Below are 26,223 nucleotides of genomic sequence, written 5' to 3'. Positions count from 1 at the left end.
CGGTCAGCGGGCCCCAAAATGCAGCCGATTTGCTTACCGGAACCATTCCGATAAAGCAAGGGTCATGGCGAGTGTCGGCTTGCAGGGCTGCGGGTTAGCGATATTGACTGCGCCTGAAACATCATCCGCATCGAACAGTCCAGGGGCCGCAAGGATCGGGACGCGATGCTACCCGTCAGATCTCGCGTCCGTTCAGCTGCCATTCGCCACGCCAGTCACGGACTCACACACCGCCGGACGAAAGCAGCCTTTTGCTCACGCGGCTATTGCTGACGCAGCATATGCTCGCAAGTGCGACAGGTTGGTCGCTGCGATGCAGCCGATGTCGCCAGAACGGTCATTGAAAGCCAATTTGAGAGCGAAAATCCAAACCGTCCTTTCGTTGTGCAGCTGATCGACAAGCGAGGCGCGGGACTTTGCCGTCGTTGCCCTTCCGGGTGTTTACTAACGCAGCATGTACTCGCAGTCGCGGCAGACAAATTTCAGTGGCGCAGCAAGTTCCCAAGACCGACCCTTCAGAGGTTTCAATATTGGCAAATTTCAAACTGCCCTTTCGCTGCGCGGGATGTCTGACGTCAGCACCTGTGTGCCTGATTGAGGGATTTGCACAACGGAGGGTTTCTGGCTCATCTAAACCGTCAAGGAGTGAAGATGAGACGGAAAGCTGGAACCGACAAGCCGACGGCCGATCGGGTCGTCAAAGACATTCGCCGCAAGACGCGCAAGCACCATTCGGCGGAGGAGAAGATCCGTATTGTGCTGGAAGGTTTGCGTGGCGAGGAGAGCATCTCTGCGTTGTGCCGGCGCGAGGGGATTGCCACGAGCCTGTACTATTCCTGGTCGAAAGAGTTCCTGGAGGCCGGAAAGAAGCGGCTGGCAGGCGACACAGCCCGGCAAGCGACAAGTCCCGAAGTGAAAGAGCTGCGGGCTGAGGCGTCGGCGCTGAAGGAGGCCGTTGCCGACCTCACCTTGGAAAACCGCTTGCTCAAAAAAAGCATGCTCAGGGATGGGGACGACGACAGATGAGATACGGGCCGATTAGTTGCTGCTCGGACATACCAAGATGGACAGTACCGTCAGCTATCTCGGCGTCGAGTTGGAGGATGCTCTTGCGATCTCCGAAAGCGTGGAAATTTGAAGAAATTGGGCCGCTTGCAAAGGCGGCCCATACCAGACCTTTGTCACGGTTCCCTGGTCTGCCGTTAGGTGTCTATTCACACAATTTGGTGATGGACTTGCGCAAGATCTCACGGTTACTCAGTTTGGATAGAACCTGCAGAAATGCCAGATTTTGTTTCTTCTTCTTCGCCTCAAAAGAATAGGAAGTTGGAATCTTGAAAGAAATCTTGCCAAGTAACGTCATCTTCAACGTCAACTAAGATGCGTTCATTGGTTGATCTGACACACACTGTAAAATAAACATTATTCTCGATAACGGTTTTCCAAGTCTTCAAGTCAGAGCGGTTTTCGACTCCAGCGAATTCATCAAATTCAACTTTGTCCTCGCCAACTGCAAAATCTCGCACCAAATCTAACTGAGTGCTTCTTTCAGTGACCGTTCCGCTTATCTCATCCCAGTCGACCAAGTCTCCAGTTTTGAATTCAAAAACGTCATTTCCGGCGCCTCCGGATACGATATCTTTGCCGCTTCCGCCATTGAAGATGTCATTGCCACCGGAGCCGTTAATCAAATCATCTCCAGCTCCGCCGTAGACCGTGTCTTGGCCATGTTGATCATTCTGGCCGTTGTCATGGAACACATCATCTCCATCGCCCAAGAAGGCCAGATCACGCCCGTCCCCCCCCCAGACGCTGTCGTTTCCCTCTCCCGCGTCGATAGTGTCGTTATTTGTGCCTCCGTGAATTTGATCATTGCCTATCCCGCCGGAAATGGAGTCGTTCCCTTCATCACCGCATAAAAGGTCATGGCCGCCACCACCATTGATTACGTCATGCCCGGCTCCGCCGTAGACTGTGTCTTGGCCATGTTGATCATTTTGGCCGTTGTCATGGAACACATCACTTCCATCGCCGAGTAAGACAAGGTCGCGCCCGTTTCCTCCCCATACGCTGTCATTTCCCTCTCCGGCGTCAATAGTGTCGTAATTTGTGCCGCCGTGAATTTGATCATTGCCTATCCCGCCGGAAATGGAGTCGTTCCCTTCATCACCGCATAAAAGGTCGTGGCCGCCACCACCATTGATTACGTCATGCCCGGCTCCGCCGTAGACTGTGTCTTGGCCATGTTGATCATTTTGGCCGTTGTCATGGAACACATCACTTCCATCGCCGAGTAAGACAAGGTCGCGCCCATTTCCGCCCCATACGCTGTCGTTTCCTTCTCCAGCGTCGATAGTGTCGTAATTTGTGCCGCCATCAATCTCGTCGTTGCCACTTCCGCCAATGATTTTATCGTCTCCTGTCCCTCCGTTTAGAGTATCGCTACCTGCGTTCCCTTCGAGCAAATCATTGCCTCCAGCGCCGATAATTGAGTCATTTCCGCCGCGACCGACAATGATGTCTGCTCCCTCTGTTATGTAGGAGATTTCGATCCTGGTATTCGCCCACGCGTTCATGTCAAGCTCAACTAGGCCACCCGAAATAACGACACCATCGCTGTAATTTAGTACCGGAACGGCATTTGAATCGTCGCCACCTGCACCACCGTCCCAGAGTTGGGTCTTAACGATGAAATAGGGTGTGTTAGGAATATATCTGCCTACATCAAGGGTGACATTTTCAGAAAATGCACCACTTCGCTCCGAAACGAAGAGTACGAGAGATTTGTCATCCTCGGGATTTCCATACCCATGTACGTCGATCTTCCCCGGCACTTCAAAATCGAACTTGGCTTGAAGACCCACGAGGCTTTCGCTCATCATCTTGAAAGCTTCACCAGAAATCGATAACCCGTCTCCGTGATGATTTAGAAGGGCCCTTTCTTGCGTTTGGTTGAAGGTCAGTGGCCAGATCTGCGCTGCTTCTATCCCATGTGTGGCCATTTCATAGACCATCTCCACCAGCATTGAAGCATGCTTGAGTCCCCTAGTATCGTGTGTGCCTCTTTGCGGGTTCCATTCTGTTAGATGCTGCGTCAATTCTGGCAAATCCTCGGATCTGTCGAGCAATTCCTCAAACGTATTGACCCGTCGAAAGACATTTGATTTTCCTGCATCCACACCTTCGAGACCTTCATTGGCATAGTAGTGGAGGAGGGCGCCGGTGATTGCATCTGGTGCACCATCTGCCGCATTGATGCCAACTGCAATATCTTCTGCCTGCTCCCAATCCCGGCCTTGACCATCGATAGTGTAGGTCTGGAAACTGATGGGAATGACGCCATCGTATTCCTCGTCAATGTAGCTTTGCTTGTAAAATGACGGGACATTGCCGCTCACATCAACATAGATCGAAGACGTTTCGTTTGGCGAGAATATCCCTGCAGAAGCCGTGGTCTGCACGAGAATGTCAGCATCATTTCCAGCGGCGTCGAGTTTTTTGTGCACCAGAACGGAAAGTTGCCCGACAAGGTGGCCATACTCGGCGGCTGTCATTTGCCCACTGCCCCAGAATTCATTTCCGAGTTCGAATGCCGTAATGATAACGCCGTTATCCTCAGCATTCTTGATAGCTGCATCAATGTAGGAAAGTACGTCATTCACATAACTCGAATCCAATTGATTTCTGGAGCCGAATGTGCCGCCCTGCAAGGCGTTTAAAGCATCGGTTTCAAACCCGCCTTGGGTAGGAATGACAATCGAAACATCAGCACCTATTGCTCCCGCGGCTCCAAAAAAGTCATTCATTGGCGTCAAGGCCACGGAGGAGTCAACTTTTGATACGGCCGAGTTTGGTTTTTTTATATCGAAGTGCGTTTCAGTGACAGCCCCGCCAGGAAATCGCAGTGTTGAAACTCCCAAGCTTTGAACGTCTGCTAGATGACTGTCGGAAGGGTCAACGAACTCGGTATCGTATTGCGTTACCAAATTCGCCCCAAACATGGATGAGGTGATTGTCACGATGTCTGTTGCGGCATCATCTTGGTCAATAATGGAATAGACTGGCATTTTTCCTCACAAAAATCGGAAAGCATTTGGGTGCACCATCAAACCACGCGGCATAAGCCGCTCTTATCCGGCGTCCGTCCCTTGCGTACGGGCTTATCTGGGATCTCCAGTGTCGTAGGGGGGCATCACAGGGCAGCAGTAGGCATTCACCGCAGCCTTTCGTTCACCCTAGTTGGAAAGCCGCCATGTGCCGTAAGTTTTCTGATTGTGCAGCGGTTATTGAGCCCAATGAAAACAGACTTTTGCCCTGGAATTTGTTTGCAAGAATAGCTGCAACCGAGGTTAGATGCCCATTGAGCCGCATTTTCATAGGTTTCATGCCCTTAAACCAATGTGAGTCAACTCTTCCGCTATAAGTTCTTTTGGTTCTGATAGGCCGGTCAAAAAAAAGCAGGAGACGTTACCTGGCCATTTTCGCAGGGGCTTACTCAGCTCCCTGTGAGGTGCTAAAACCATTGTATTAAGCAACAAAATCACTTTCTGCTCTCCCTTCTCAGAATTTGCCCCAGGCGCGACAGCGAAGGTTAAGAGGCAAACTGGCAAAGCGATCCGGAACAATCGCGAACAGTGAGTGAACATTGGGGGAACTTTTTAAATATTCCGTTAATGGAAATTGTTCCCCATCTTTCCTTTTGCGGGCCTCTAGGTAAGCAAAGCTGTGCGTAAAATTTTCGGAAATTTCATTAAGTTTACACTTGTTTAACCACTTGCGGGGAAGCATGGAAGTTGCAGCCTCAACCAAGCTGCCAAAATAAAGAGACTTTCTATTTATTGAGTTTGTCAGCTGCTTTTCTGACCGAGCACTTGTGATAGCATCAGTGGCTTTGATCGGCCATTGCAGGCTGCAATAAGTAACCGCAATCACATAGCGAACGCAGGCTTATCGTACTGGGTGGGTAGTTCAGTTGGAGAAGCTAAATGCCAAAAAAGGAAACTCAATCTGGAAATGTGGTTCAAATATTGAGCCTCTCACGAGCGGCAATGAACAATTCACGCAAATACCCAGTGCAAAACGTACCATCTCCTCGTGATCTGGTAAGAAGAGAATTTTCGCGAAGGCCTTGCTCGACGAATGAAGGAGATATCTTCGAACAAGTATTTCGGGATGTGGACGATGAAACCTTTTGGCAGTTAATGGAATTAATAGAAGAGGCGGGTTATTCTATTTACTATGCAAATTGCGACATCGAAGAGTCTCACGAGACTTTCCGAGCATTAAGGCCATCACCTGATGAAACTTGACGGACTCTCCTTGTCACATGGGTCTGCGTTTTTTTTCGTGTGGTTCACATACCACCCCTCCCTTCGCAGCGGTATGTGCAGGCGACGATATCCATACCGCACAGGGCATTCGGCCAACTCCTTCAGGCGCATCTGCTGGGCATCCCAAACCACGTTCTACGGCTGGTTCAAGCCACCCGGCACCACCATTGGCTTTCTGGAACGGTGTTGTTGCAGAACTCTGAGTGCTAAGGATTCACATCACGAATCCATGCGGTTAGACAGGGCAGATGTGCAAGCCTGCACCGGCCCGCTACCATACGACGAATTGGTCCAGCTACAACGATGCGCTCAGAAAGCGCGGGTCGCTTCTGATCTGGTTGGACAAAGAGATGACCTGGCTCGCGCCGCATGATGGCAGCCCCGGTCGCCCTGCGGTTTTCTCAGATGCGGCGATCCAGTTCTGCCTGTCGATCGAGGTTCTGTTCAAGCTGCCCCTCCGGCAGTCCGTCGGGATGGTCACCAGCCTTTTGAATCTGGCGGGTCTGGACTGGCCCGTTCCGGATTTCTCTACGCTTTGCCGCCGACAGAATACACTGGCCGTCCAGATCCCATATCGCCGCGCCGATGGGTCGCTGAACCGCTTCGTCCGCGTCTCGTTCATTGCCTGACGAAATCTCGCTGCGCCTGGCGCGAATGGCCGCTCCTTACACCGCATTGCCGCGCTCAAGATGATGCATAAGCAGAAAATTGGCGCTGCGAGCGAGCGCAGCATGAAAATCGAAGGTCGGGGTTGGGCTCGAACCTGCCGTCCACTGCATGAAGCTGCAACGTCAGCTGCCTGCGTAAAGAGGACACAGGATGGCGCCTTGGCTGCGTTTGCAGCGAAAACCGGCCTGTCCTGGGTCAGAAATGCTTGACAATTGGGGTGGAAATGCCTGGCAGGTGCAGGCAATTTTTCCTTAAAAACAGTCAGCATCGGGTCAGCTTTGCCTGACGTTTGACACCAAATTGTCGTGCGACACATAGTTTTGCCATTTGCGACAGAACCTTTCCTTTTTCGTGTCTCCAACATCCCCGCTCGCGCCTCCTATTCCGCCAGTGGCGAAGCCTTCCCTGATTTTCACTTCGGAAGACCTCGTGTCTTCCGGAGGGCAAAGCAGGGTGGGCGCAGCCCGGACTGCGGCCGGACGGTGATCTGACACACGGGGCCGGAGCGGTGAAATTGGGAGGGGCCCGCGCCAGGCGCGGGACGAACCGAATTTCTCCGTGTAGGCTGACGCGCAGCGGCATCAGAACCCGTGTTCAGATTGCCGGCCGGATGGCAGGCGGACCAATCAAATGGAAAATGCCAGGCGCGCTAGAGCGGAGCGGATGCGCGGCTGACTTCTGTGCAAGCGATCGCGGTCTCGTCCGCGATCACATTCTAAATAAGACAGGAAGGGCAGGAGGAAAGCAGCCGGCGAGATCGTCAGCTGCCATTCACCGCGAGGATCACGAAGTCACACACAGCGGGACTCTGCCGACATTCGATTTCTGCACTTCGCTGGTGCAGCATCCGCTCGCAGGTGCAGCACTGTTTCCGCCACGCCACAGCAAGTGTCGCCACAGCGGCCGTTCAAACGGGGTTCGACAGCCGAGATCCAAACCGCACTTTCGCCGCATGGCTGATCTACGCGAAAGGCGCGGGACCTTTGCCGCCCTTTGCACGTGCAGCCATTGCTAGGGTCAGGACTCATAGCCAATAGATGACCATTGCTGCGAGGGCGATTGCTGATAGGAAGACCTTCGGGCACCTATCGTATCGGGTCGCCACGCGCCGCCAATCCTTCAACCTGCCAAACATGATCTCTATCCGATTGCGGCGTTTGTAACGGCGCTTGTCGTGTTTCACCGGTTTCTTCCGCTGTTTCCGGCCGGGGATGCAGGCGCGTATCCCTTTGTCTTTCAACGCTTCCCGGAACCAATCAGCATCATAGCCTCGATCTCCCAGCAGCCATTCCACCCTTGGCAAGCTGTCCACCAAAGCGCGGGCGCCGATGTCGTCGCTGACTTGCCCAGCCGTAACGAACAGGCTCAGCGGGCGTCCCTGGCTGTCGCAGATGGCGTGCAGCTTGGTATTCATGCCGCCTTTGGTTCGACCAAACTGGTCGCCGTGCGGTGTGCCTTCAGATAGGTCGCGCCCACTGCCCGGCAGTCGAAACACAGTTTCGATGAGAGGGGATCATCACCGCCGACTTCTCGCCGTGTTCTGCGGCCAGACCGGCCATCATCCGGGCGAAGATGCCCTTGTCGCTCCACCGTTTCCAACGGTTGTACAACGTCTTGTGCGGGCCAAGGGCCGTCGGAGCATCACGCCACTGCAAGTCATTGCGATTAATTAATATAATACCGCTCAACACCCGCAGTTCATCAACATGTGGCTTGCCGTGGGACTTGGGAAAGAAGGGGGAAAGACGCGCCAGCTGCGTGTCGCTCAACCAGAAAAGATCAGACATGTCACCGCTCGTTTTTTGAACCGTGAATCACGCAGACAACCGGAAATCAATGGGTCCTGACCCTAGTTGCTTCAAGCCCACCATAAAGACCAGGAACACAGCATGTATTGACAAAACGCGATTTTGGGCTACTCTTAAATCAACTACTGACCTTTGTCAGACGGCATCCAAGCCCTGCATCTGTCCTGAATTTCGGGGCTATGATGCGGGGCTTTTTTGTTTTGGGAGGAGCAAAAGGGCCAATGCGAAAAACGATCAAACTAGGCATTCTGTTTTCACGCAGTGGCAGCTACGGTAGCCTGTCAAGCGCCAGCAGGCGAGGCGCACTATTGGCAATCGACGCCATAAATTCTGACGAGTCCTATGACTTCGTTTTTGAAACCGTCGAACGCGATCCAAAGGGTAACGTTGACCTCTACGCGCCGCTTTGCAAAGAAATCCTTGAAGAGAAATCCGTCGCCCATGTCATTGGCTGCGTCACCAGTTGGAGCCGGAAAGACGTCATTCCGCTTCTTGAGCGATATGGCGCTACGCTATGGTATTGCCTCCCTTACGAAGGGTTCGAGGCCTCTGATCACGTCGTCTACACACACGCCTGTCCCAACCAGCATTTGCTTCCACTTCTTAGTTGGGCACTGCCACGATTTGGAAACCGTGGATATCTTACCGGGTCCAACTACATTTGGGGCTGGGAAGTAAATCGCGTTGCGCGCGAGATTATTCTAGAAGCTGGCGGTGATGTTCTCGGCGAACGCTACCTTGCGCTGGACGACGTCAGCATTGGGCATATGATCGAGGAAATTCAGGCGACCCGGCCGAACTTTGTATTGAATTCACTGGTTGGCGCATCGTCTTACACATTTCTGAAAGCTTTTGCTGAACTCGCCAAAACTGATAGCTTTTTCACCCCTGATAACTGTCCCGTTCTGTCGTGTAATCTGACCGAAAGTGAATTTGTTGAAATTGGCGCCGCAGCAGAGGGGCTAATCTCAGCGGGTCCATATTTTCACGGTGCGCGGGGATGGCCATGTCATGGGGTTCGCAGCTTTGAATCTTCATTTGAAGCGGCTTCATGGGCCGCGGTAATGGAACTTGCAAAGCTCTTGCAAGCAAACCCAGGGGCGGAGTCTGCGCCCATTTCAAAGTTGCTGAGCGTCAACACGCACAGAACAATGGTTGACACTGAAACACATCACACTGCCTTGCCTGTTCTAATCGCTCAGGTCAAAGACGGCGCCTTTCAGGTTCTTGAACAGTGGCAAGACATACCCGCCGATCCCTATCTATCTCATTCAGAGCGCCGCACTGATACCCGCCTTCCAAGATTGCAGATCGTCAAATGAGGATACGGCTACATATCCCTGATCTTAGCAAGCTGCGGGTTGCTATATTGCATCGTCCACATGCAACAGTCCAATCCTTGCGCCGCCAGTGCAAACCCATTGGTCTGGACGTTTTTGATTGTTGGCCTGAATTGCCCCCGAAAGCATTGGCAGCGGATTTCGTCTTTTTCGACGCGGATATGGGCTATGATGCTCAGTTTCCTTGGAACGCAGGTGAAGCCCCAATGCCGATGATTGCCTTGATCGGCTCCGAAGCGCCTGGGCGGATTGAATGGTCTCTATCGCAAGGGGCCGATGCTCAAATACTTAAACCAGTGGGCGACGGCGGCGTCTTTAGTGCGCTCTTGATCGCTCGCCGGGCTTTTGAGGTGCGCCAGCAGATGCGCGACGAAATATCTGTTTTACGTGGAAGATTGTCTCAGCGTCAAACCGTCGTACAGGCAGTGACGTTACTTGCAGCAGCCGGTCGTAGTGAAGACGAGGCATATGCGCAACTGCGGCAGTTGGCGATGGCGCGGCGTGAAACAATGGAAGACGCGGCGCACAGAATTGTTCTTACAGCCCAAAGTCAAGGAGGGCTTCATGGCAAACTCGGCAAGCACTGACCCGGATATCCCGACAACGATTGAACCTGGCGTGATTGCACAATTTGCACGTCGAAAGCTCGCCTTGTTTGGTCTCTTTTTAGTTCTAATGACACTATGTGCCGCGATCTTTGCACCGTGGCTCACAGCGTTTGACCCAAATGAGCAGATGTTCGACGGACTAACACTTCAAGGTGCCCCGATGCCCCCAGGTGGGCAGTTTGTGCTTGGTACTGATCTGTTGGGGCGCGACCTGCTGACCAGGATACTTTACGGCGCACGAACCTCGTTGATCATCGGCGTAGCTGCAAACGGTTTAGCACTGCTAATTGGTACAATTATCGGTGTAACAGCGGGGTATTTTCGCGGCTGGGTTGGAAGTGCGTTGATGCGCATGACTGATTTGATGATGGCATTCCCTGCGTTATTGCTTGCGATCTGCCTGGCGGCAATTTTCCAGCCATCGCTTTGGATAGTAGCTCTGGTGATCGCCATTGTTTACTGGGTTCAAACGGCGCGCGTTCTGTATGCAGAAACCGCATCACTTGCGCAGCGTGAGTTCATTGCCGCTGAGCGAACTCTTGGTGCGGGTCACTTGCGCATTCTGCTCAAACATATCCTACCGCACCTTGTTCCCACCATCATCGTATGGGGCACACTTGGTATTTCCACCACTGTTCTGCTCGAAGCAACGCTTAGCTTTCTGGGAGTGGGCGTACAACCACCAACGCCAAGCTGGGGCAATATCATCTTTGAAAATCAAACCTATTTTCAAGCAGCTCCGTGGCTGGTCTTCTTCCCCGGCCTTGCAATTGTGACACTGGCGCTTGCGTTCAACCTTGTTGGTGATGCTTTGCGCGAAATTTTGGACCCCACTCAAAGAGGACGCGACTAATGGCCGGTTTTGTCTTGCAACGCCTATTTCAGTCCCTGCTGATCCTGCTTGGTGTATCCATAATCACATTTGTGCTGCTTTACTGGCTGCCTGCGGATCCTGTTAGGCAAATCGCAGGTCGATCTGCAACGCCACAAACCGTAGAAAATATTCGCCAGCAACTGGGTCTTGATCAACCTTTATGGGCGCAGTACTGGCGTTACCTGACCGGCTTGGTACAGGGTGACTTGGGGCGCTCCTATCTGCAAAAGACTGAAGTCAGCACGTTAATCGCATCCCGACTTCCCGCATCACTTCTGCTTATGGCCGGTGCCATTTTTGCAGAGCTGTTGATCGGATTGAGCATGGGAATTATCGCGGCCCTGCGACGCGGTACCACCACAGACCAATCGCTGATGATCATCTCTTTCATCGGCGTTTCGGCGCCTCAGTTCGTTGTTGGACTTCTACTACTCTACGTCTTTGCAGTTCAACTCGGATGGTTCCCAATTGGCGGCTATGGGACATTTTCACATCTTGTGTTGCCGTCCATGACGCTCGGAATTCTTGGCTCTGGTTGGTATAGCCGAATGATGCGATCCTCGATGATCGAAGTTCTGCGGCAGGACTATGTACGTACGGCCCGTGCCAAGGGCCTAACCCGAGTTCGCGTTACTTTTCGGCACGCCTTACCCAATGCGATCCTGCCAATCGTTGCAATGATTGGCATCGATATCGGAATTTTCATGGGCGGGATCGTAGTTGTTGAAAGTGTCTTTGGCTGGCCGGGAATTGGCCAACTTGCATGGCAAGCGATCCAACGTGTCGACATTCCGATCATCATGGGTGTGACTTTGGTTTCGGCCACTGCAATCGTCATCGGCAACCTGCTGGCTGACCTTATCGGCCTTTTGATCGATCCCCGCATCCGAACACGATGACAACCACCACTCACCAATAAAAAAGTCTTCAAAGGGAGGAAACAATGAAGAATTTGATTGCAACCACGGCGATGGCAATTTGTCTTGCTCTACCGGCTGCGGCTGAAAGCTATCAGCCGGACCCCAATGCAAAATCTGGAGGTAATATCGTCATTACCTATAAAGATGATGTGGCAACACTTGATCCCGCAATAGGCTATGACTGGCAAAACTGGTCCATGATTAAGTCACTCTTTGATGGGTTGATGGATTATGTTCCGGGTACAACGGACCTGCGACCGGGACTTGCGGAAAGCTACACTATCTCGGACGATGGTATGGTCTTCACTTTTCAGTTGCGCGCGGGTGTGAAGTTCCACAATGGACGTGAAATGACGGCAGAAGATGTCGTCTATTCATTGAACCGCGTTACAAATCCAAAAACGCAAAGCCCAGGGGCTGGTTTCTTTTGGTCCATCAAAGGGTATGACGCGGTCGCTAGCGGCGATGCTGAAACGCTTGAGGGTGTGACGGCCATAGACCCGTCCACAGTGCAGATCGAGTTGAGTCGCCCTGATGCGACATTCCTGCATGTCATGGCGCTGAACTTTGCTTCTGTGGTTCCGCAAGAAGCGGTTGAGGCGGCCGGAGATGACTTCGGCAAAAAACCAGTTGGAACCGGCGCCTTCTCGCTTGGTGATTGGACGATCGGTCAGAGCTTGGTCTTCGCCAAGAACCAGGACTACTGGCGCGATGGCATCCCCTATCTTGACCAAATCACGTTTGAGGTTGGTCAGGAACCCATTGTTGCATTGCTTCGTTTGCAAAACGGTGAAGTTGATGTGCCTGGCGACGGAATACCGCCCGCAAAATTTCAGGAAGTGATGGCGGACCCCGCACAAGCTGATCGTGTTGTCGAAGGCGGGCAATTGCACACTGGGTACATTACCCTGAACACGCAAATGCCACCGTTTGATAATGCAGTGGTCCGGCGCGCCGTCAACATGGCGATCAACAAAGAGCGGATCATTCAAATCATCAATGGGCGAGCCGTTCCAGCGACACAGCCTCTGCCGCCAAGTATGCCCGGCTATACAGACGGCTACGCTGGGTATGCGTTTGACCCGGAAGCAGCCAAAGCGATGCTGGCAGATGCGGGCTTTGCCGATGGGTTCGAAACCGAGCTGTACGTTATGAATACAGATCCAAATCCACGGATTGCACAGGCAATCCAGCAGGATTTGGCCAGTATCGGGATCACCGCAGGTATTAAATCTCTTGCGCAAGCCAACGTTATCGCCGCCGGAGGTGAAGCTGACCAAGCGCCTATGATCTGGTCGGGCGGCATGGCATGGATCGCGGATTTCCCGGATGCGGCCAATTTCTATGGCCCTATCCTTGGTTGTTCCGGCGCTGTTCAAGGCGGTTGGAATTGGTCTTGGTATTGCAACGAAGCGCTTGACGCAAAGTCGACAGAAGCGGACGCGATTGTCGATCCCGACCGCGCAGATGAACGGTTGGCAATGTGGAGCGAAATTTACATGGAAATCATGGAAGACGCGCCATGGGTGCCAGTATTCAACGAACAGCGCTACACCATGAAATCTGCTCGCATGGGCGGTGCAGATGCGCTTTACGTGGATCCGGTCTCTATTCCTGTCAACTATGACTATGTGTTTGTGACGGACTGATGTGTAACGCTTGTTCCTACACAATCCACAATCATCAGCACCATTTTGGCTGGGACAACTCGCTTGTCCCAGTCGAGACGGTCTCACCTGGTTCGACGATTGAATTTCGCTGTGTTGACAGTTCTGCTGGGCAACTGACTGCTGACAGCACTGTGAAAGACGTCGAAACGCTGGATTTTGGTAAGATCAATCCGGTGAACGGGCCAATCTACGTTGAAGGCGCTGAACCAGGGGATGCGCTGAAAATCACAATCGACAGCTTTAAGCCCTCTGGATTTGGCTGGACTGCAAACATTCCTGGTTTCGGCCTACTGGCTGACCAGTTCACCGACCCTGCGCTGACGTTGTGGAAATATGATCCCAACACGATGGAGCCTGCCCTGTTTGGCAAACACGGGCGTGTTCCCCTAAAACCCTTTGCCGGAACCATTGGCAACGCGCCTGCCGAACCGGGGCTACATTCGATTGTGCCACCCAGGAATGTTGGGGGCAACTTGGACATTCGTGACCTTTCGGCAGGTACAACACTTTATCTGCCCGTCGAGGTTGCCGGAGCCATGCTGTCCGTCGGAGACACACATGCAGCACAGGGCGACGGTGAAGTATGCGGAACCGCCATTGAATCGCCTATGGATGCCGTAATGACCATAGATTTGGTGAAAAATGCGCAGTTGAAAATGCCTCGCTTCACCACCTCGGGCCCCGTCACACGGCACCTGGATGCCAAGGGGTATGAGGTCACAACAGGTGTTGGACCTGATTTAATAACCGGAGCACGTGATGCGGTGATGGGCATGGTGGATTTGCTGTGTAGATCTCACAGCCTATCGGCCGTGGATGCCTATATGTTGGTGTCGACATGTGGTGACCTTCGGGTCTCAGAAATTGTTGATGCCCCGAACTGGATTGTGTCATTTTATTTTCCAAGGTGTGTCTTCGAATGAATAGTGAAAATACAACTCCCTTCAAGGTCGCTACCTCCAATTGCCCCTCGGGTACTGAACCCGTTTTGCGGGTCGATCAACTGGCGATTTCCGTGAACACTGAGAACGGTTTGAAACCCCTCGTTCACGAGTTGAGTTTTGACCTGCACCGTGGCGAAACCCTTGCTATCGCGGGGGAAAGCGGATCTGGAAAGTCCCTGACCTCATTGGCGATAATGGGGCTGCTTCCGCCGCCAGCAGTGCGTGTGACCGGCGGGTCAATCCATTTTGGTGACCAGGAGCTGACCACCCTTGGTGAAAATGCGTTCAGGCAGATCAGGGGCAATCGGATTGCCATGATTTTTCAAGAGCCGATGACGTCGCTGAACCCAGTAATGAAAATTGGTACGCAACTTGCCGAGGCGATTTGCGCACATGAAGCGATCTCACTGAAAGAAGCGCGCTTGCGCGCCCTGGAAGCGCTAAGGTCAGTACGCTTGTCTGAACCGGAGAAGCGGCTAAATCAATTCCCACATGAATTGTCAGGCGGGATGCGTCAGCGAGTTATGATTGCGATGGCGATTGCCCTGAAGCCTGACATTCTGATCGCAGACGAACCCACTACTGCACTTGACGTTACTGTGCAACGCGAGGTGCTAGACCTACTTCGGGACCTCCAACTTGAAATGGGGACAGCTCTGATTTTGATCACACATGATATGGGTGTCGTGGCTGAAATGGCTGACCGCGTGTTGGTCATGAAAGGCGGGCATTTCGTCGAAGAAAACCATGTAGAGTCACTTTTTGCAAAGCCACAAAAGGTCTATACAAGAAATCTTTTGGAGGCGGTGCCCAAACTTGGTGATGGGTCAGGCGAGGCGCGAATGGGCAGGCCTGACGAAGACACACTGGTCGCAGAGTTGGAAAATGTCGTCGTACATTTTGACGTGCGTAGCGGGATCTTAGGGCGCGTCACCCATCGTGTTCATGCCGTTGAAAACGTCAGTCTGAACATTCGCAAAGGCGAGATTTTTTCACTGGTCGGAGAAAGCGGTTGCGGCAAATCGACCATCGCCAAGGCGATGGTCGGACTAGTGGATCATTCAGGTCGTATCCGTATCAACGGACATGACATCAGTCCGACATATGGTGCGATGTCCAATCAGACCCGCCGCGATATCCAAATGGTGTTTCAAGACCCGATGGCGTCGCTCGACCCTCGTATGCGGGTTGGCGAACTGGTCCGCGAACCTTTGGTGATACATGGCGTGGGGACACGACAAGAGCAAGACCAACATGTTGAATATTTATTTGAACGTGTGGGACTGGCGCGAGACCAGATCCAGCGTTATCCGCATGAATTCTCCGGCGGTCAACGGCAACGTATCTGCATCGCACGTGCTCTTGCTCTTAATCCCAAGCTTATCATTGCAGATGAAAGCGTGTCGGCCTTGGATGTCACAGTTCAAGCTAAAGTTTTGGATCTGTTGAAAGAGCTCGTTTCTGAATTGGGCGTGTCTTTCTTGTTTATCTCCCATGACATGGCCGTTGTTGAAAACATCTCTGATCGCGTTGGCGTGATGTATCTTGGTCAAATTGTCGAGACGGGAAGCCGCCGACAAATTTTCGGGTCACCACGTCATAGCTATACCAAAAGGCTGCTTTCCGCGGTGCCTACACCGGATCCAAGTCGAGAGCGCCAATCGGCGGCCCGTCTTGTCGGTGATGTTCCCAGCCCAGTCAAATCCATTGCTGAACGGGTATCTCATGTTGAGCTGGTGGACATGGGTGATGGGCATCTGATTGCGCTGGAGGACACTATGAAATAATCAGAGTCTGGATTTCGCTCTACTCTCTAAGACTAAAACTCGCGCGCGATGGGCTTAGGTCATGTTGACAAATGGCGGAACCATAGGCGGATTGACGTGATGTCGATGAAACCCAGAAAGCTCTCAGCAGTTTTGTCATAGCGGGTTGCGACACGGCGCGCGTTCTTGAGCTTGTTGAAGCACCGTTCGACCATATTGCGCAGCCGGTAAAGCGTATGATCCACTCCAACACGCATCTTGCGGGTCTTTCGCATCGGGATTTGCGGCTGGATATTGCGCACGTTCATGTTTTCCCGAATGCGATCAGCGTCATATCCACGATCTGCCAGCAGCACTTTCGGCTCGGGCAGGTTGTCAGCCATGACAAGATCAAAGCCAAGGTAATCTGACGTTTGCCCCGGCGTGATCTCGGTTCTCATTGGCAACCCGTGCGCGTTGACGCGGAGGTGGATCTTGGTCGAAAACCCACCTCTTGAGCGGCCAAAACCCTGTTCCGGAGTCCCCCTTTTGCGCCAGCGGCTTGGTGGTGCGCGCGGATCACGGTGCTATCAACCATTTGCAGGGCGCCGGGGACGGCTCTGCTCTGGTTCAGGGCATCCAGGATATCCTCCCAAAGCCCTGCCAGGGTCCAGCGCCTGAACTGGCGGTAAACGCTGGACCATTTGCCGAACTCCTCAGGTAGGTCCCGCCACGGGGACCCGGTTCTGGATATCCAGAAAATCCCGTCCCGAACAAGGCGGTGGTTGGCCGGTTTGCGCCCGTTTGTATCGCGGATAGCGAGGATGAAGTGTTCAAAAAACGCCCATTCCTCATCCGTCATCAGATCTCGTGCCAAGCTGGTCTCCATCGAAGATACCAGCTTGAATCTCGCCTGCGGTGCGTTGTGAACCCCTTTTGTCAACACCGCCTAGGTCCACGGCGAAGCAGCCTTTTGTGTTTCGCGCAGCATCGTTCAACTTGGGCTCTTCACCCTATTTCGCCGCTTCCGGCCCGGAGGTCGGCTCATTAGACATGAACAGCCGCCCCGCGAAAGAGACCGCTGAAGTTCAAGGGATTAGCCCATTTCGCTGATGGCCGGTTCCGTCTTGTCCCTATCGCGGTGCTTGCTGCGTTGGCATTCGGCGGCAGTGAGCCCACACCGGACCTGTTAAAATTGTGCTGCACAAGCGAAGTGGAAGAACCTTTCTGCGCTTGCATAGAGACACCGTCTTCGGTGCGTTGGAGATAGCGGCCATTCATGCAAGGTGCAACGACTTTGAAGCCGTGAGATTATGCAGCGCGGGATCTTGCGGACTTTTAGCGTGTGCGCAGCACTTACTTCAAGCTGCGCCGCTATACGCAAATCTCGAACTAGTTTTTTCGCCCTGCGCGAAGCTCAACTAAACTTCTAAGTGCTCTTAGAAAAACCTGCCGATCGCGCCGACCAACCAAGGACAGCAATGTGACTGCTTCCTTTTGATCTTGCGGCAGATCGTTGCACGAACCAGGCAATTCTGACGAAAACATGCGAGCCCTGGAGACCAGCATGGCACGAGCTCCTTCATCAAGCCCCTCCGTTAACCGAGCCCAAAAAGCAAGGCTTTTTCCGGAAACCTTGCAAGCCTTATTCAAAAGCTCCAACTCGGCACCTTGAAGGACACGGGCGACTTCTGCTCCTTCGGCATGCCATGGGTTTGCATCTGTCTGTTTCAATTGGAACTCATCCTCTGCGCAGAACTGGGCACACGTAATGGTTGTTGTCAAATCGATCGTTTCCTGCGAGTGTTGTTGAGCTGCTTTACTTCTGTCAATCTTTTGAGTGAAAAGTTACATGTGTGAATTTTTTGAGGGTTTTCATGATAGCTGATCGAATAGATGCTGCCTGTAAGATCGCGGGTATGCGGCTGAAGAGGGCCTGCACAGTTTCGGGAGTGAACTACGGAACTCTCAGAAGCCAAATGAGGAACAATCGCGAAATTCCAGCCTCCACCCTGGCTCTTCTTTCCGCCGGTTTGCACATACCCATTCAGTTCTTCTTCGAATTGCCGGCTGAAACCAGCGCAAGCGCAGCCAGCTGGAACCGATGGCGGGCGGCGGAGATGGCGAACGTGGAACATGCGGCCTGTACCAGGGCAGGCTTCAACGTGACCACAGACCACATTTTAGACTGGTTTCACCGGGAAGGCGGGCAACTGAAAAACTGGGAGTGGTTCGAGGATCAGGTTGACCTCTACGAACCCATAGAACCCACAGACAGGATAATGCACCCGATCCAAATCGGGAAACGCAGCGCGACGGCGGAGCGGTTAATGCTGGCAGGCAACCGTGACTTTTACCGGATCGTTGGAAGTTTTGAGGAGAAGATCCTTGAGCGCGCCATTCACTCACACAGAATGCTTGAGGAAGTTCCCTACATCGTTACCGATGAAGTGCTTGATGTCATCAGCAAGGGGCAAAGGATAAGAGGCGGCTACCGTAAAGTAACAATGCGAGTGACCGACACCCGAGGAGAGCCGGTCACTGCAGTTTTCTCAAAGGTTACCTGGCTCGACACTGCTGACAATGTGGGAAAAATGGACAGCATTGAGGCCTAAAATCATCTGGTCATTGGCCAAACCCTCTGGGACCGGTTCCGCCCAGCGGATTGCGTTCCGGTACTTGCCGTTGAAGCCGTAATCGTCAGCGAGGCGCCGGTGTTTGTAGGCAATGATCGTGTACATCCAATCAAAATCCCAGCGCATTGCTGCCAGAAGCTTCACATACTGAGCGAAATCTCCCAGCCGCCGTATGCCGCCTCTTTCGTCTGGCGCCACCTCTATTCCGCCGAAGTAGATCAGCCTGCCCCTAAGTTCATCTACCAAGGGCTGCGACACGCTGGCAACGACGTTGTCTCTGCCAACGTACTTGGAGGCCGCAAGGTTCCGGAAGTAGTTTCCGAAGTCCTTCTCACCAAGGTCAACCAGCTTGGCGGAAATGCAGATTATGCACCGGCCTTCCTTCTTCAGAAATAGCCAAAGTGCGCGTCCTGATAGCAGTTCATCTTCGCTGGTCTCTGACATCGGATGCACTTTCTTCTTTCCTACTTCCCGCAGAAGGGCTGGCAGTTCATCCGGGTTTTCACACACGTAAAGAGTAAGGCCGTCAGCTTTGAAGCGCTCTTCAATAGCCTGCATATGTGTGTGAATGTTCTGACGTTCCATTATCTTCTCCTGTTAAAAAGTCGAACTTGCACCCGCGTGGCGAGCGGGCAGAACAAGGATTCCCTTCTTTCGGGAGGCAGAACATGACTCTTTTTGTGCCAGGGTCTTGACGGCAAGGTGAGCGGAGCGAAATCAAAGCGCCCCAAAGGGCACGGCCGGGGTATCGCGATGCATTGACCGCCTCGTTTCGAGCTCTGGCACCGGCGCTCGTGGGTTTCCAGGGCTTGGCGTTCTTGCGCGGGGGTATGACAGCATGAGCTTCACGCCTGGCAATAGCGTCGTGGCATTTCCGCGTATCATACGCTCCGTCCGCTGTGACCGATCCGATTTCCTGACTGGACGGGATTTAATCCAGTAGTTCGGGCAACATGGGCGCGTCACCAACATTGCTGGTGGTGACCTCGACCGCGCGAACCTCCAGCGTTTCCTCATCGATCCCTATGTGAATTTTGCGCCAAATCCTGCGTTTGGGGCCGCCGTGCTTTCTGGCATTCCACTCGCCTTCACCCTCTGATTTGATGCCGGTGCTATCGATCAGAAGGTTCAGCGGGCCGGTCCCTCCGCGATACGGCAGGTTCACATTGAGTGTCTTTTGACGGCGGCAAAGAGTGCTGAAGTCTGACCTGCCCAGTCCAGCACGACCAGTTGCAACAGGCTTTCAATGAAACCCGTAGTTTGCCACAGCGGCAAGCCAAACAGGACTTTCAAGGTCAGAGAGGTCTGGATCGCCGCATCGCTAAACTGCGGTTGTCGACAGCGTTTGCCTGTCGGCGGCGGTGTCCAGACCATCTCCGGATCAAACCAGATAGATAACGATCCACGCTGTCTCAGGCTGTCATTGTAGGACGACCAGTTCGTGGTCTTGTACTTCGTAGGGGACCAGCTACTCATGCCCTCCAGCTATCATGCTGGATTCACGCAGTGAATCCCCTTCCCGATTTGTGCAACAAAGCCTCTACAACCGCAAACGCCCTCATTCCCCACTTGGCGGCAGACCGCCAGCCGTGGTCTATTGGCTGCGAAAAGAAAAAACCCAACCCGATCAGCAGGAGCAGAGAGTAGCTTAAACTACGCCAAAACCTGTCCAAACATTGGGGAGTAGCTCAATGCGGTCTCAGCAGACCCCGAGTGCTGTTTTCTTACATTGCAAACTGCTTGGCACAAAATCAGAGCTCTTCACAATTATCAGCCCACGTATCCAGAACCTGAGCAGCCAGCAGACATGCATCAGCCTCCTCCAGCGCGCGAATAGCCAAGGTGTTTCCTTTCAACGCCAATACCTGCATGTTTCGCCTAAGGTTTTCCGAATACTGCCGAAGGTATTCCGCGGCAATCAGCTTATTTCTTCTTGATAACGTCTCTGTCATTGCACCGATTAACAGTTAAATTTCTGAAAGCTCCGAGCTCGTACAGAGGGGAGGCTTAACTTAGCAGGCTTCACCGACCGCAGAGGTTTAATTCGCCAGTTTTGCTAGCAGTCCTCGCGTGGAACCGTCTTTGCCATCTGCCGGGTCTCCTTGCACCAGAGGCAGTATGGAAATCGCCAACTCTTTGCCCAGTTCCACGCCCCATTGGTCAAAGGAGTTGATGTTCCAAATCACCCCTTCCGCAAAGACCCGGTGCTCGTACAAAGCAATTAGCTGCCCCAGCACAAAGGGGGAAAGTTTGGAGTAAGCCAATGTGACGGAAGGGCGGTTGCCTGGGAACGTGCGGTGCCGGGCAAGGCAATCCTGATCGACGGCGGCGTCCGCACCTGCCGTTAGTTTCCGGGCCGCTTTCAAAGACCTGCCGCGCATCAGCGCTTCCGACTGGGCCAGGCAATTCGCCTTCAACAGGTCATGATGCTCTTTCAGATGCGGCTCATGGCTTTCCGCAGCGATCAGGAATTCCGCCGGGATGATCTGGGTGCCCTGATGAAGCAGCTGATAAAACGCATGTTGCCCGTTGGTGCCGGACTCTCCCCAAACAATCGGGCCCGAAGCGCGCTGCAGCGGCTCACCGTTACAATCCACGCGCTTGCCGTTGCTCTCCATGTCCAGTTGCTGGAGGTAGGCTGGCAGCCGATCGAGCCGCTGATCATAGGGAAGCACCACCCGGGTTGTATAACCGCAAACATTGTTGTGCCAAATCCCGACAAGTGCCATCAGAACCGGCAGGTTCTTCCGTAGCGGCGCCGAACGGAAATGCTGATCCATCTGGTTTCCGCCTGCTAGGAATTCGCCGAATTTCTGCGCGCCAATGGCCATCATGATGGGCAAACCAACCGGCCCCCACAGCGAATACCGTCCGCCGACCCAATCGGCGAAGCTGAACACCCGGTCCTCTGGGATGCCAAAAACCGCCGTCTGCCCCGGAGCAGAGGACACTGCTGCAAGATGCCCCCCGCCTTCGCTTCCAACAGCCGCTTCCAGCCAGCGAAAAGCGGTCCGGGCATTGGTCATCGTTTCAACTGTGGTAAAGGTCTTGGAGGCGATGATGAACAGGGTTGTCCTGGGATTGAGCCGATCCAGAGTGTCCGAGATTTGCGCACCGTCCACGTTGGACACAAAATGGCAACGAGGGCCTGTATGGTAGGGTGCCAGAGCGCGAACTGCCATGAGAGGGCCCAGGTCTGATCCGCCGATGCCGATGTTTACTACGTCGGTGAAGGCCCGGCCGCCAGGCGCGGTGACCGTACCGGTCCGGACACCTTCGGCAAAACGCTCCATACTGTCTCTTGTGGCCTTGATCTCAGGGCGAACATCCTCGCCCCCGACCGCAAGTACAGCCGTATCCGGCGAGCGCAGAGCCGTGTGCAGCACGGCCCGGCCCTCCGTCGCATTTGAGCGGGCTCCCTGGAACATGGCATCCCGCTTGTCCGGAACCCCGCTCTCTTCAGCCAGGGCGATGAGATGCTGAAGGATGTCCTCGTCCAAGTTCGTCTTGGAATAGTCGAGCAGCAGCCCATCAGTCTCAGCCGAGAAGCACTGAAACCGTTGCGGGTCATCAAACAGACCCAGGATCGGACGTTCGGCCACCGCTGCATGCAGGTCTTCAAGTGTTTTCCAAATGCCGTGCATTCACCCTCTCCCCAGTTCACTTGCTTCCCGCGCGAGTTTCTCGATTGCGTACCAGTTGCGGGTTTTGATCAGATCATCAGGCGCGACCCAGCTGCCGCCGGCGCAGACCACATTACCCAAACTCAGGTAGCTCTCTGCATTGGCCGGGGTGATGCCGCCGGTGGGGCAGAAAGAAATCTGCGGTAAGGGGGCGCCGATCGCCTTGAGCGCGAGAGCACCACCGGAGGCCTCAGCCGGGAAGAACTTCAGCATGCCATAGCCGCGGGCCAGGAGTCTCATCGCCTCAGTCGCTGTGGCTGCACCGGGCAAGAGCGGCAGCCCAATGGATTCACAGGCGTCCAGCAAATAGTCAGTGGCGCCTGGCGAGACGCCGAATTTGGCGCCTGCTTCCTTGGCAGCTTCGGCGTCTTTGGGGGTGATCAGCGTTCCGGCTCCGACAATTCCGCCCTTCACCTGCGCCATCTCGCGTATCACGTCGAGCGCCGCGCCGGTTCGCAGTGTGACTTCCAGAGCGGGCAGCCCGCCTGCTACCAGCGCTTCGGCCAGGGGGCGGGCATGGGCTATGTCCTCTACCACCAGCACTGGCATCACTGGTGCCAAAGCGCAAATTTCGCAGGTGCGCAGGCTGGCGTCCTGTGGGGTAATCCGCATCATTCAAACTCCGAATACGCTGGCGCCTTCGTCGGCTGAGGCAACCGAGCGGCGGAACAGGGAAAACAGCTCGCGGCCGGTGCCATGCTGATAGGCGCTGAGGCCGGCAATGGCGGCTTCGCGTTCGAGTACGCCTTCCGTCAGGATTTCCAATGTGCCCTTCACCGCATCGAGCCGCAGCAAATCGCCGTCCCGGATCCGGGCAATCGGGCCGCCGTCAAGGGCTTCAGGAACCACATGTATCGCCGCCGGGATTTTGCCGGAGGCGCCGGACATCCGCCCGTCGGTGACCAGCGCCACCTTCTGGCCGCGCCCCTGAAGGATGCCGAGGAACGGCGTCAGACTGTGCAGTTCCGGCATGCCGTTGGCCTTGGGGCCCTGGAAGCGCACAACCACGATCACGTCGCTGGTCAGTTCGCCTGCCTTGAAGGCGGCCTTGGCTTCTTCCTGGTCGTGAAAGACCCGGGCGGGGGCTTCGATCACCTGATGTTCTTTCGCAACTGCTGAGACTTTGATGACAGAGGTGCCCAGATTGCCGGTCAGCCGCTTCAGCCCGCCGGTCTTCTGGAACGGTGCATCTGCAGGGCGCAGCACCGCGTCATTCAGGCTTTGCCCCGGGCCGGGACGGAAGGTGAGCCCGTCCTCCGACAGGAATGGCTCCTGTGTATAGGTTTCCAGCCCTTCACCCGCGACCGTCCGGGTGTCCGGGTGCAAAAGCCCTGCCTTCAGCAGCTCGCCAATCATGTAGCCCAGCCCGCCAGCAGCGTGGAAATGGTTCACGTCGGCCATGCCGTTGGGATAAACTTTGGCCAGCAGCGGCACAGATTCCGAGAGTTCCGCAAAATCCTGCCAGTCGAGAAGAATGCCACCCGCCCGCGCCATGGCAATGAGGTGGATCAGCAGATTGGTGGAGCCGCCAGTGGCCATCAGCCCGACGATGCCGTTGGCATAGGCCTTCTCGTCCAGCACGTCGCAAACTGGGGTGTAGTTGTTGCCAAGGGCGCTGAGCGACAGCGCTCTCTTGGCGCCCTCAACCGTAAGTGCCTCGCGAAGAGGAGTGCCTGGGTTTACAAAGGACGACCCGGGCAGATGCAGCCCCATGAACTCCATCAGCATCTGGTTGGTGTTGGCAGTGCCGTAGAAGGTGCAGGTACCGGGGCCGTGGTAGGCAGCCATTTCTGCCTTCAGCAGCTCCTCCCGGGTGACTTCCCCGGCGGCAAATTTCTGGCGGATCTGTGCCTTTTCGTCATTGGCGAGGCCGCTGGTCATCGGTCCTGCGGGCAGGAACACCGCGGGGATATGGCCAAAAGCCTGGGCGCCGATCACCAGCCCGGGCACGATCTTGTCGCAGACGCCCAGAAACACTGCGGCATCGAACACGTTGTGGCTAAGTGCAATACCTGCCGCCATGGCGATGGTGTCGCGGGAAAACAGGCTCAGCTCCATGCCGGCCTCGCCCTGGGTGACGCCGTCGCACATCGCAGGCACCCCGCCCGCCACCTGCGCAGTGCCGCCCGCCTTGCGGACGGCATCGCGGATCAATGCTGGATAGGTCTCAAACGGCTGATGCGCCGACAGCATATCGTTATAGGCAGTGACAATCCCCAAGTGCCCGTTGCCGCCGGCCGCCAGCGTTTGCTGGTCCGTACCAGATGCTGCATAGGCATGCGCCTGACCGGAGCAACTGAGATGCGCCCGGGCCGGTCCTTTGCCCTTTGCAGCGCGCATCCGCTCCAGGTAGGCGGTGCGGGTCGCTTCGCTGCGCAACACGATGCGCTCCGTGACGGCTGCCAATGTGGAATTCAGGGTCATGTCGTGCCTTTGCTGTCATTTGCGAGGGCGGAGATCAGAGAAGCCATCTTATGCTCCGATACTGCGCCAGCGGCGGCCATCCCGGTGGATCAGCAGCAGAGAATCGTCGGGGCCGGAACTGCCGCTGTCATAAGGCTGCGGCGTGTCTCCAGTATCCTGCCAGCCGGCGATGATCGGATCGGCCCAGGCCCAGGCAGCCTCAACTTCGTCTCCGCGCATGAACAGCGTCTGGTTGCCGCGGATCACATCCATGATCAGCCGCTCATAGGCGTCCTGCGGGCGCCCTGATTCCGCCAGCTCATCGGCAAAGGTCATATCCAGGTTCGCACCAGTCAGCCGCATGCCGCCAGGCCCTGGATCCTTGATTGTGGTTTTCAGAGTTATGCCCTCATCCGGCTGCAGGCGGATCACCAGCACATTGCCATGCACAGGACCGGAGCCTTCAAAGATGTTGTGCGGCGGGTCGCGGAAATAGACTGCAATTTCGCTGACCCGCTCTCGCAGGCGTTTGCCGGTGCGCAGATAAAAGGGTGTGCCTGCCCAACGCCAGTTTGCCACTTCAACCTTGAGAGCAATGTAGCTTTCAGTACGGCTGGCGGCATTGCATGCATGATCGCGGTAGCCATCGCCGCTCTGCGAAATGTTTCTGCTGCGGTACTGACCACGGGCAATGCTGGCCTGCGGAACCGGGCGCAGCGCCTCGATCACCTTGACCTTCTCGTCCCGTACCGAATTGGGTGTAAATTGCGCGGGCGGCTCCATTGCCGTCAGGCACAGAAGCTGCATCAAGTGGTTCTGCACCATGTCCCGCATGGCACCGGATTTGTCATAGTACTCGCCGCGTCCTTCAACGCCGATGCTTTCCGCCACTGTGATTTGCACATGGTCGATGTGGGACGAGTTCCACAGCGGTTCGAACAGTGAGTTAGCGAAGCGCAGAGCCATCAGGTTCTGCACTGTCTCCTTGCCCAGATAATGGTCGATCCTGTAGATCTGCTGCTCTTCGAAATGCTTTCGGAGAGCGGCGTTCAGAGCCTGAGCTGAGGCGAGGTCATGGCCAAAGGGCTTTTCAAGAACAATGCGGCTTTCTGGAGTGGCGATGCCCGTCTCGCTGAGACGGCGGGCGATGTCGGTGAACAGCGACGGGCCAACCGACAAGTAGAAGGCGCGGACTGCATCGTCACGCAGCTTGCCGCGGATCTCATCCCACCCGGCATCGCCGCGGACATCTACGGCGGCATAGTCCAGCAGCGCTGTGAATGAAGCGATCTCCTTGGGGGTGGTCTCTACTTGCTGGCCGAATTCGCGGATCGCGTCTGCAGTCTGATTTCGGAACTCTTCTGCGGTCAGCTCGCTGCGCGAGGTGCCGATGATCCGGCAATCAGTGTTAAATTGGCCGATCTGAAAACGGTGGAACAGGGCTGGCAGGATTTTTCGGCGGGCCAAGTCACCGGTCGCGCCAAACAGCACGAGGTCAAAAGGATCAACTGGAATGACGCGGGAAACCACAGTCTTAACCTGCCTTCTGATAGGTCGCGTGAAGCGGAGTTGGAAGCCCTGTGCGATACTGCG

General features: G+C 54.7%; 18 protein-coding genes and 4 pseudogenes. 11 read left to right on the top strand and 11 right to left on the bottom strand.

All coding sequences use genetic code 11. From position 1 onward, the window contains the following. Positions 1–651: 651 nt before the first annotated feature. Positions 652–1,031 (top strand): annotated as a pseudogene (locus N6L27_RS07350) (transposase); the annotation flags it as partial. A 279-nt stretch (positions 1,032–1,310) separates the two neighbouring features. Here the strand turns inward: N6L27_RS07350 and N6L27_RS07340 are convergent. Next, entirely contained in the window at positions 1,311–4,067 is a 2,757-nt protein-coding gene (locus N6L27_RS07340) for a calcium-binding protein (RefSeq protein WP_271906569.1), read from the bottom strand. Positions 4,068–4,985: 918 nt separating this feature from the next. Here N6L27_RS07340 and N6L27_RS07335 point away from each other — a divergent pair. Both N6L27_RS07335 and N6L27_RS07330 read left to right on the top strand, forming a co-directional pair. Beyond that, positions 4,986–5,309: a hypothetical protein gene (locus N6L27_RS07335; RefSeq protein ID WP_271906567.1), complete on the top strand. Its 324-nt coding sequence runs from the start codon at positions 4,986–4,988 to the stop codon at positions 5,307–5,309. A 269-nt stretch (positions 5,310–5,578) separates the two neighbouring features. Beyond that, a pseudogene (locus N6L27_RS07330) lies at positions 5,579–5,938 on the top strand (transposase); the annotation flags it as partial. A gap of 1,085 nt (positions 5,939–7,023) precedes the next feature. Here the strand turns inward: N6L27_RS07330 and N6L27_RS07325 are convergent. Beyond that, positions 7,024–7,786, bottom strand: a pseudogene (locus tag N6L27_RS07325) (IS5 family transposase). A 107-nt stretch (positions 7,787–7,893) separates the two neighbouring features. Here N6L27_RS07325 and N6L27_RS07320 point away from each other — a divergent pair. From N6L27_RS07320 to N6L27_RS07290, 7 genes are read left to right on the top strand one after another with little or no spacing between them, the layout of a single operon-like run. Continuing rightward, positions 7,894–9,129 carry a transporter substrate-binding protein gene (locus tag N6L27_RS07320; protein ID WP_271906566.1) on the top strand — a complete coding sequence of 412 codons (1,236 nt, stop codon included), beginning with the start codon at positions 7,894–7,896 and terminating at the stop codon, positions 9,127–9,129. After that, positions 9,126–9,734, top strand: a complete 609-nt coding sequence (locus N6L27_RS07315; protein ID WP_334312487.1) for an ANTAR domain-containing response regulator — start codon at positions 9,126–9,128, stop codon at positions 9,732–9,734. Before N6L27_RS07320 ends, N6L27_RS07315 begins: the two co-directional genes overlap by 4 nt. Beyond that, a complete protein-coding gene (locus N6L27_RS07310; RefSeq protein ID WP_271906563.1) occupies positions 9,712–10,608 on the top strand; it encodes an ABC transporter permease in 897 nt (298 codons plus the stop codon). The genes N6L27_RS07315 and N6L27_RS07310 overlap by 23 nt, the downstream gene beginning before the upstream one ends. Then, positions 10,608–11,528, top strand: coding sequence for an ABC transporter permease (locus N6L27_RS07305; RefSeq protein ID WP_271906562.1), 921 nt, complete (start codon positions 10,608–10,610; stop codon positions 11,526–11,528). Before N6L27_RS07310 ends, N6L27_RS07305 begins: the two co-directional genes overlap by 1 nt. Before the next feature lie 44 nt (positions 11,529–11,572). Next, positions 11,573–13,198 carry an ABC transporter substrate-binding protein gene (locus N6L27_RS07300; RefSeq protein ID WP_271906561.1) on the top strand — a complete coding sequence of 542 codons (1,626 nt, stop codon included), beginning with the start codon at positions 11,573–11,575 and terminating at the stop codon, positions 13,196–13,198. Next, entirely contained in the window at positions 13,198–14,142 is a 945-nt protein-coding gene (locus N6L27_RS07295; RefSeq protein WP_271906560.1) for an acetamidase/formamidase family protein, read from the top strand. Before N6L27_RS07300 ends, N6L27_RS07295 begins: the two co-directional genes overlap by 1 nt. Next, positions 14,139–15,950 (top strand): ABC transporter ATP-binding protein, encoded by a 1,812-nt coding sequence (locus tag N6L27_RS07290; RefSeq protein ID WP_271906559.1) that lies wholly within the window; start codon positions 14,139–14,141, stop codon positions 15,948–15,950. Before N6L27_RS07295 ends, N6L27_RS07290 begins: the two co-directional genes overlap by 4 nt. A 59-nt stretch (positions 15,951–16,009) precedes the next feature. Here N6L27_RS07290 and N6L27_RS07285 read toward each other — a convergent pair. After that, positions 16,010–16,797, bottom strand: a protein-coding gene (locus tag N6L27_RS07285) for an IS5 family transposase (protein ID WP_271906558.1) whose coding sequence is annotated in 2 segments (ribosomal slippage) — positions 16,010–16,461 and positions 16,461–16,797 — 789 coding nt in all. Because the reading frame shifts where the segments join, the coding sequence is not laid out codon by codon here. Between the two features lie 503 nt (positions 16,798–17,300). Further along, positions 17,301–17,693, bottom strand: coding sequence for a hypothetical protein (locus N6L27_RS07280; RefSeq protein ID WP_271906557.1), 393 nt, complete (start codon positions 17,691–17,693; stop codon positions 17,301–17,303). Between the two features lie 194 nt (positions 17,694–17,887). Here N6L27_RS07280 and N6L27_RS07275 point away from each other — a divergent pair, with 194 nt between their 5' ends. Next, the gene (locus tag N6L27_RS07275) at positions 17,888–18,523 is read left to right on the top strand and encodes a hypothetical protein (RefSeq protein ID WP_271906556.1); all 636 of its coding nucleotides are present in this window, start codon (positions 17,888–17,890) and stop codon (positions 18,521–18,523) included. Here N6L27_RS07275 and N6L27_RS07270 read toward each other — a convergent pair. The 7 genes and pseudogenes from N6L27_RS07270 to zwf all read right to left on the bottom strand — a co-directional run bounded on the left by N6L27_RS07270 (position 18,461) and on the right by zwf (position 26,160). Further along, positions 18,461–19,129, bottom strand: coding sequence for a hypothetical protein (locus N6L27_RS07270; protein ID WP_271906555.1), 669 nt, complete (start codon positions 19,127–19,129; stop codon positions 18,461–18,463). The genes N6L27_RS07275 and N6L27_RS07270 overlap by 63 nt on opposite strands. A gap of 142 nt (positions 19,130–19,271) precedes the next feature. Then, a pseudogene (locus N6L27_RS07265) lies at positions 19,272–20,020 on the bottom strand (IS5 family transposase); the annotation flags it as partial. Positions 20,021–20,295: 275 nt separating this feature from the next. Then, positions 20,296–20,496: a hypothetical protein gene (locus N6L27_RS07260; RefSeq protein ID WP_271906554.1), complete on the bottom strand. Its 201-nt coding sequence runs from the start codon at positions 20,494–20,496 to the stop codon at positions 20,296–20,298. 87 nt (positions 20,497–20,583) lie between these two features. Then, the gene (gene pgi / locus N6L27_RS07255) at positions 20,584–22,188 is read right to left on the bottom strand and encodes a glucose-6-phosphate isomerase (protein ID WP_271906553.1); all 1,605 of its coding nucleotides are present in this window, start codon (positions 22,186–22,188) and stop codon (positions 20,584–20,586) included. Beyond that, positions 22,189–22,839, bottom strand: coding sequence for a bifunctional 4-hydroxy-2-oxoglutarate aldolase/2-dehydro-3-deoxy-phosphogluconate aldolase (gene eda, locus N6L27_RS07250; protein ID WP_271906552.1), 651 nt, complete (start codon positions 22,837–22,839; stop codon positions 22,189–22,191). Positions 22,840–22,842: 3 nt separating this feature from the next. Further along, positions 22,843–24,651 (bottom strand): phosphogluconate dehydratase, encoded by a 1,809-nt coding sequence (gene edd, locus N6L27_RS07245; protein ID WP_271906551.1) that lies wholly within the window; start codon positions 24,649–24,651, stop codon positions 22,843–22,845. 48 nt (positions 24,652–24,699) lie between these two features. Next, positions 24,700–26,160: a glucose-6-phosphate dehydrogenase gene (zwf, locus tag N6L27_RS07240; RefSeq protein WP_271906550.1), complete on the bottom strand. Its 1,461-nt coding sequence runs from the start codon at positions 26,158–26,160 to the stop codon at positions 24,700–24,702. Positions 26,161–26,223: the final 63 nt, after the last annotated feature.

The organism is Leisingera sp. SS27 (genome assembly GCF_028368855.1).
GTDB lineage: Bacteria > Pseudomonadota > Alphaproteobacteria > Rhodobacterales > Rhodobacteraceae > Leisingera.
Note: the sequence above shows the minus strand (reverse complement) of the source record. Positions and strands in the feature narration are given on the sequence as shown.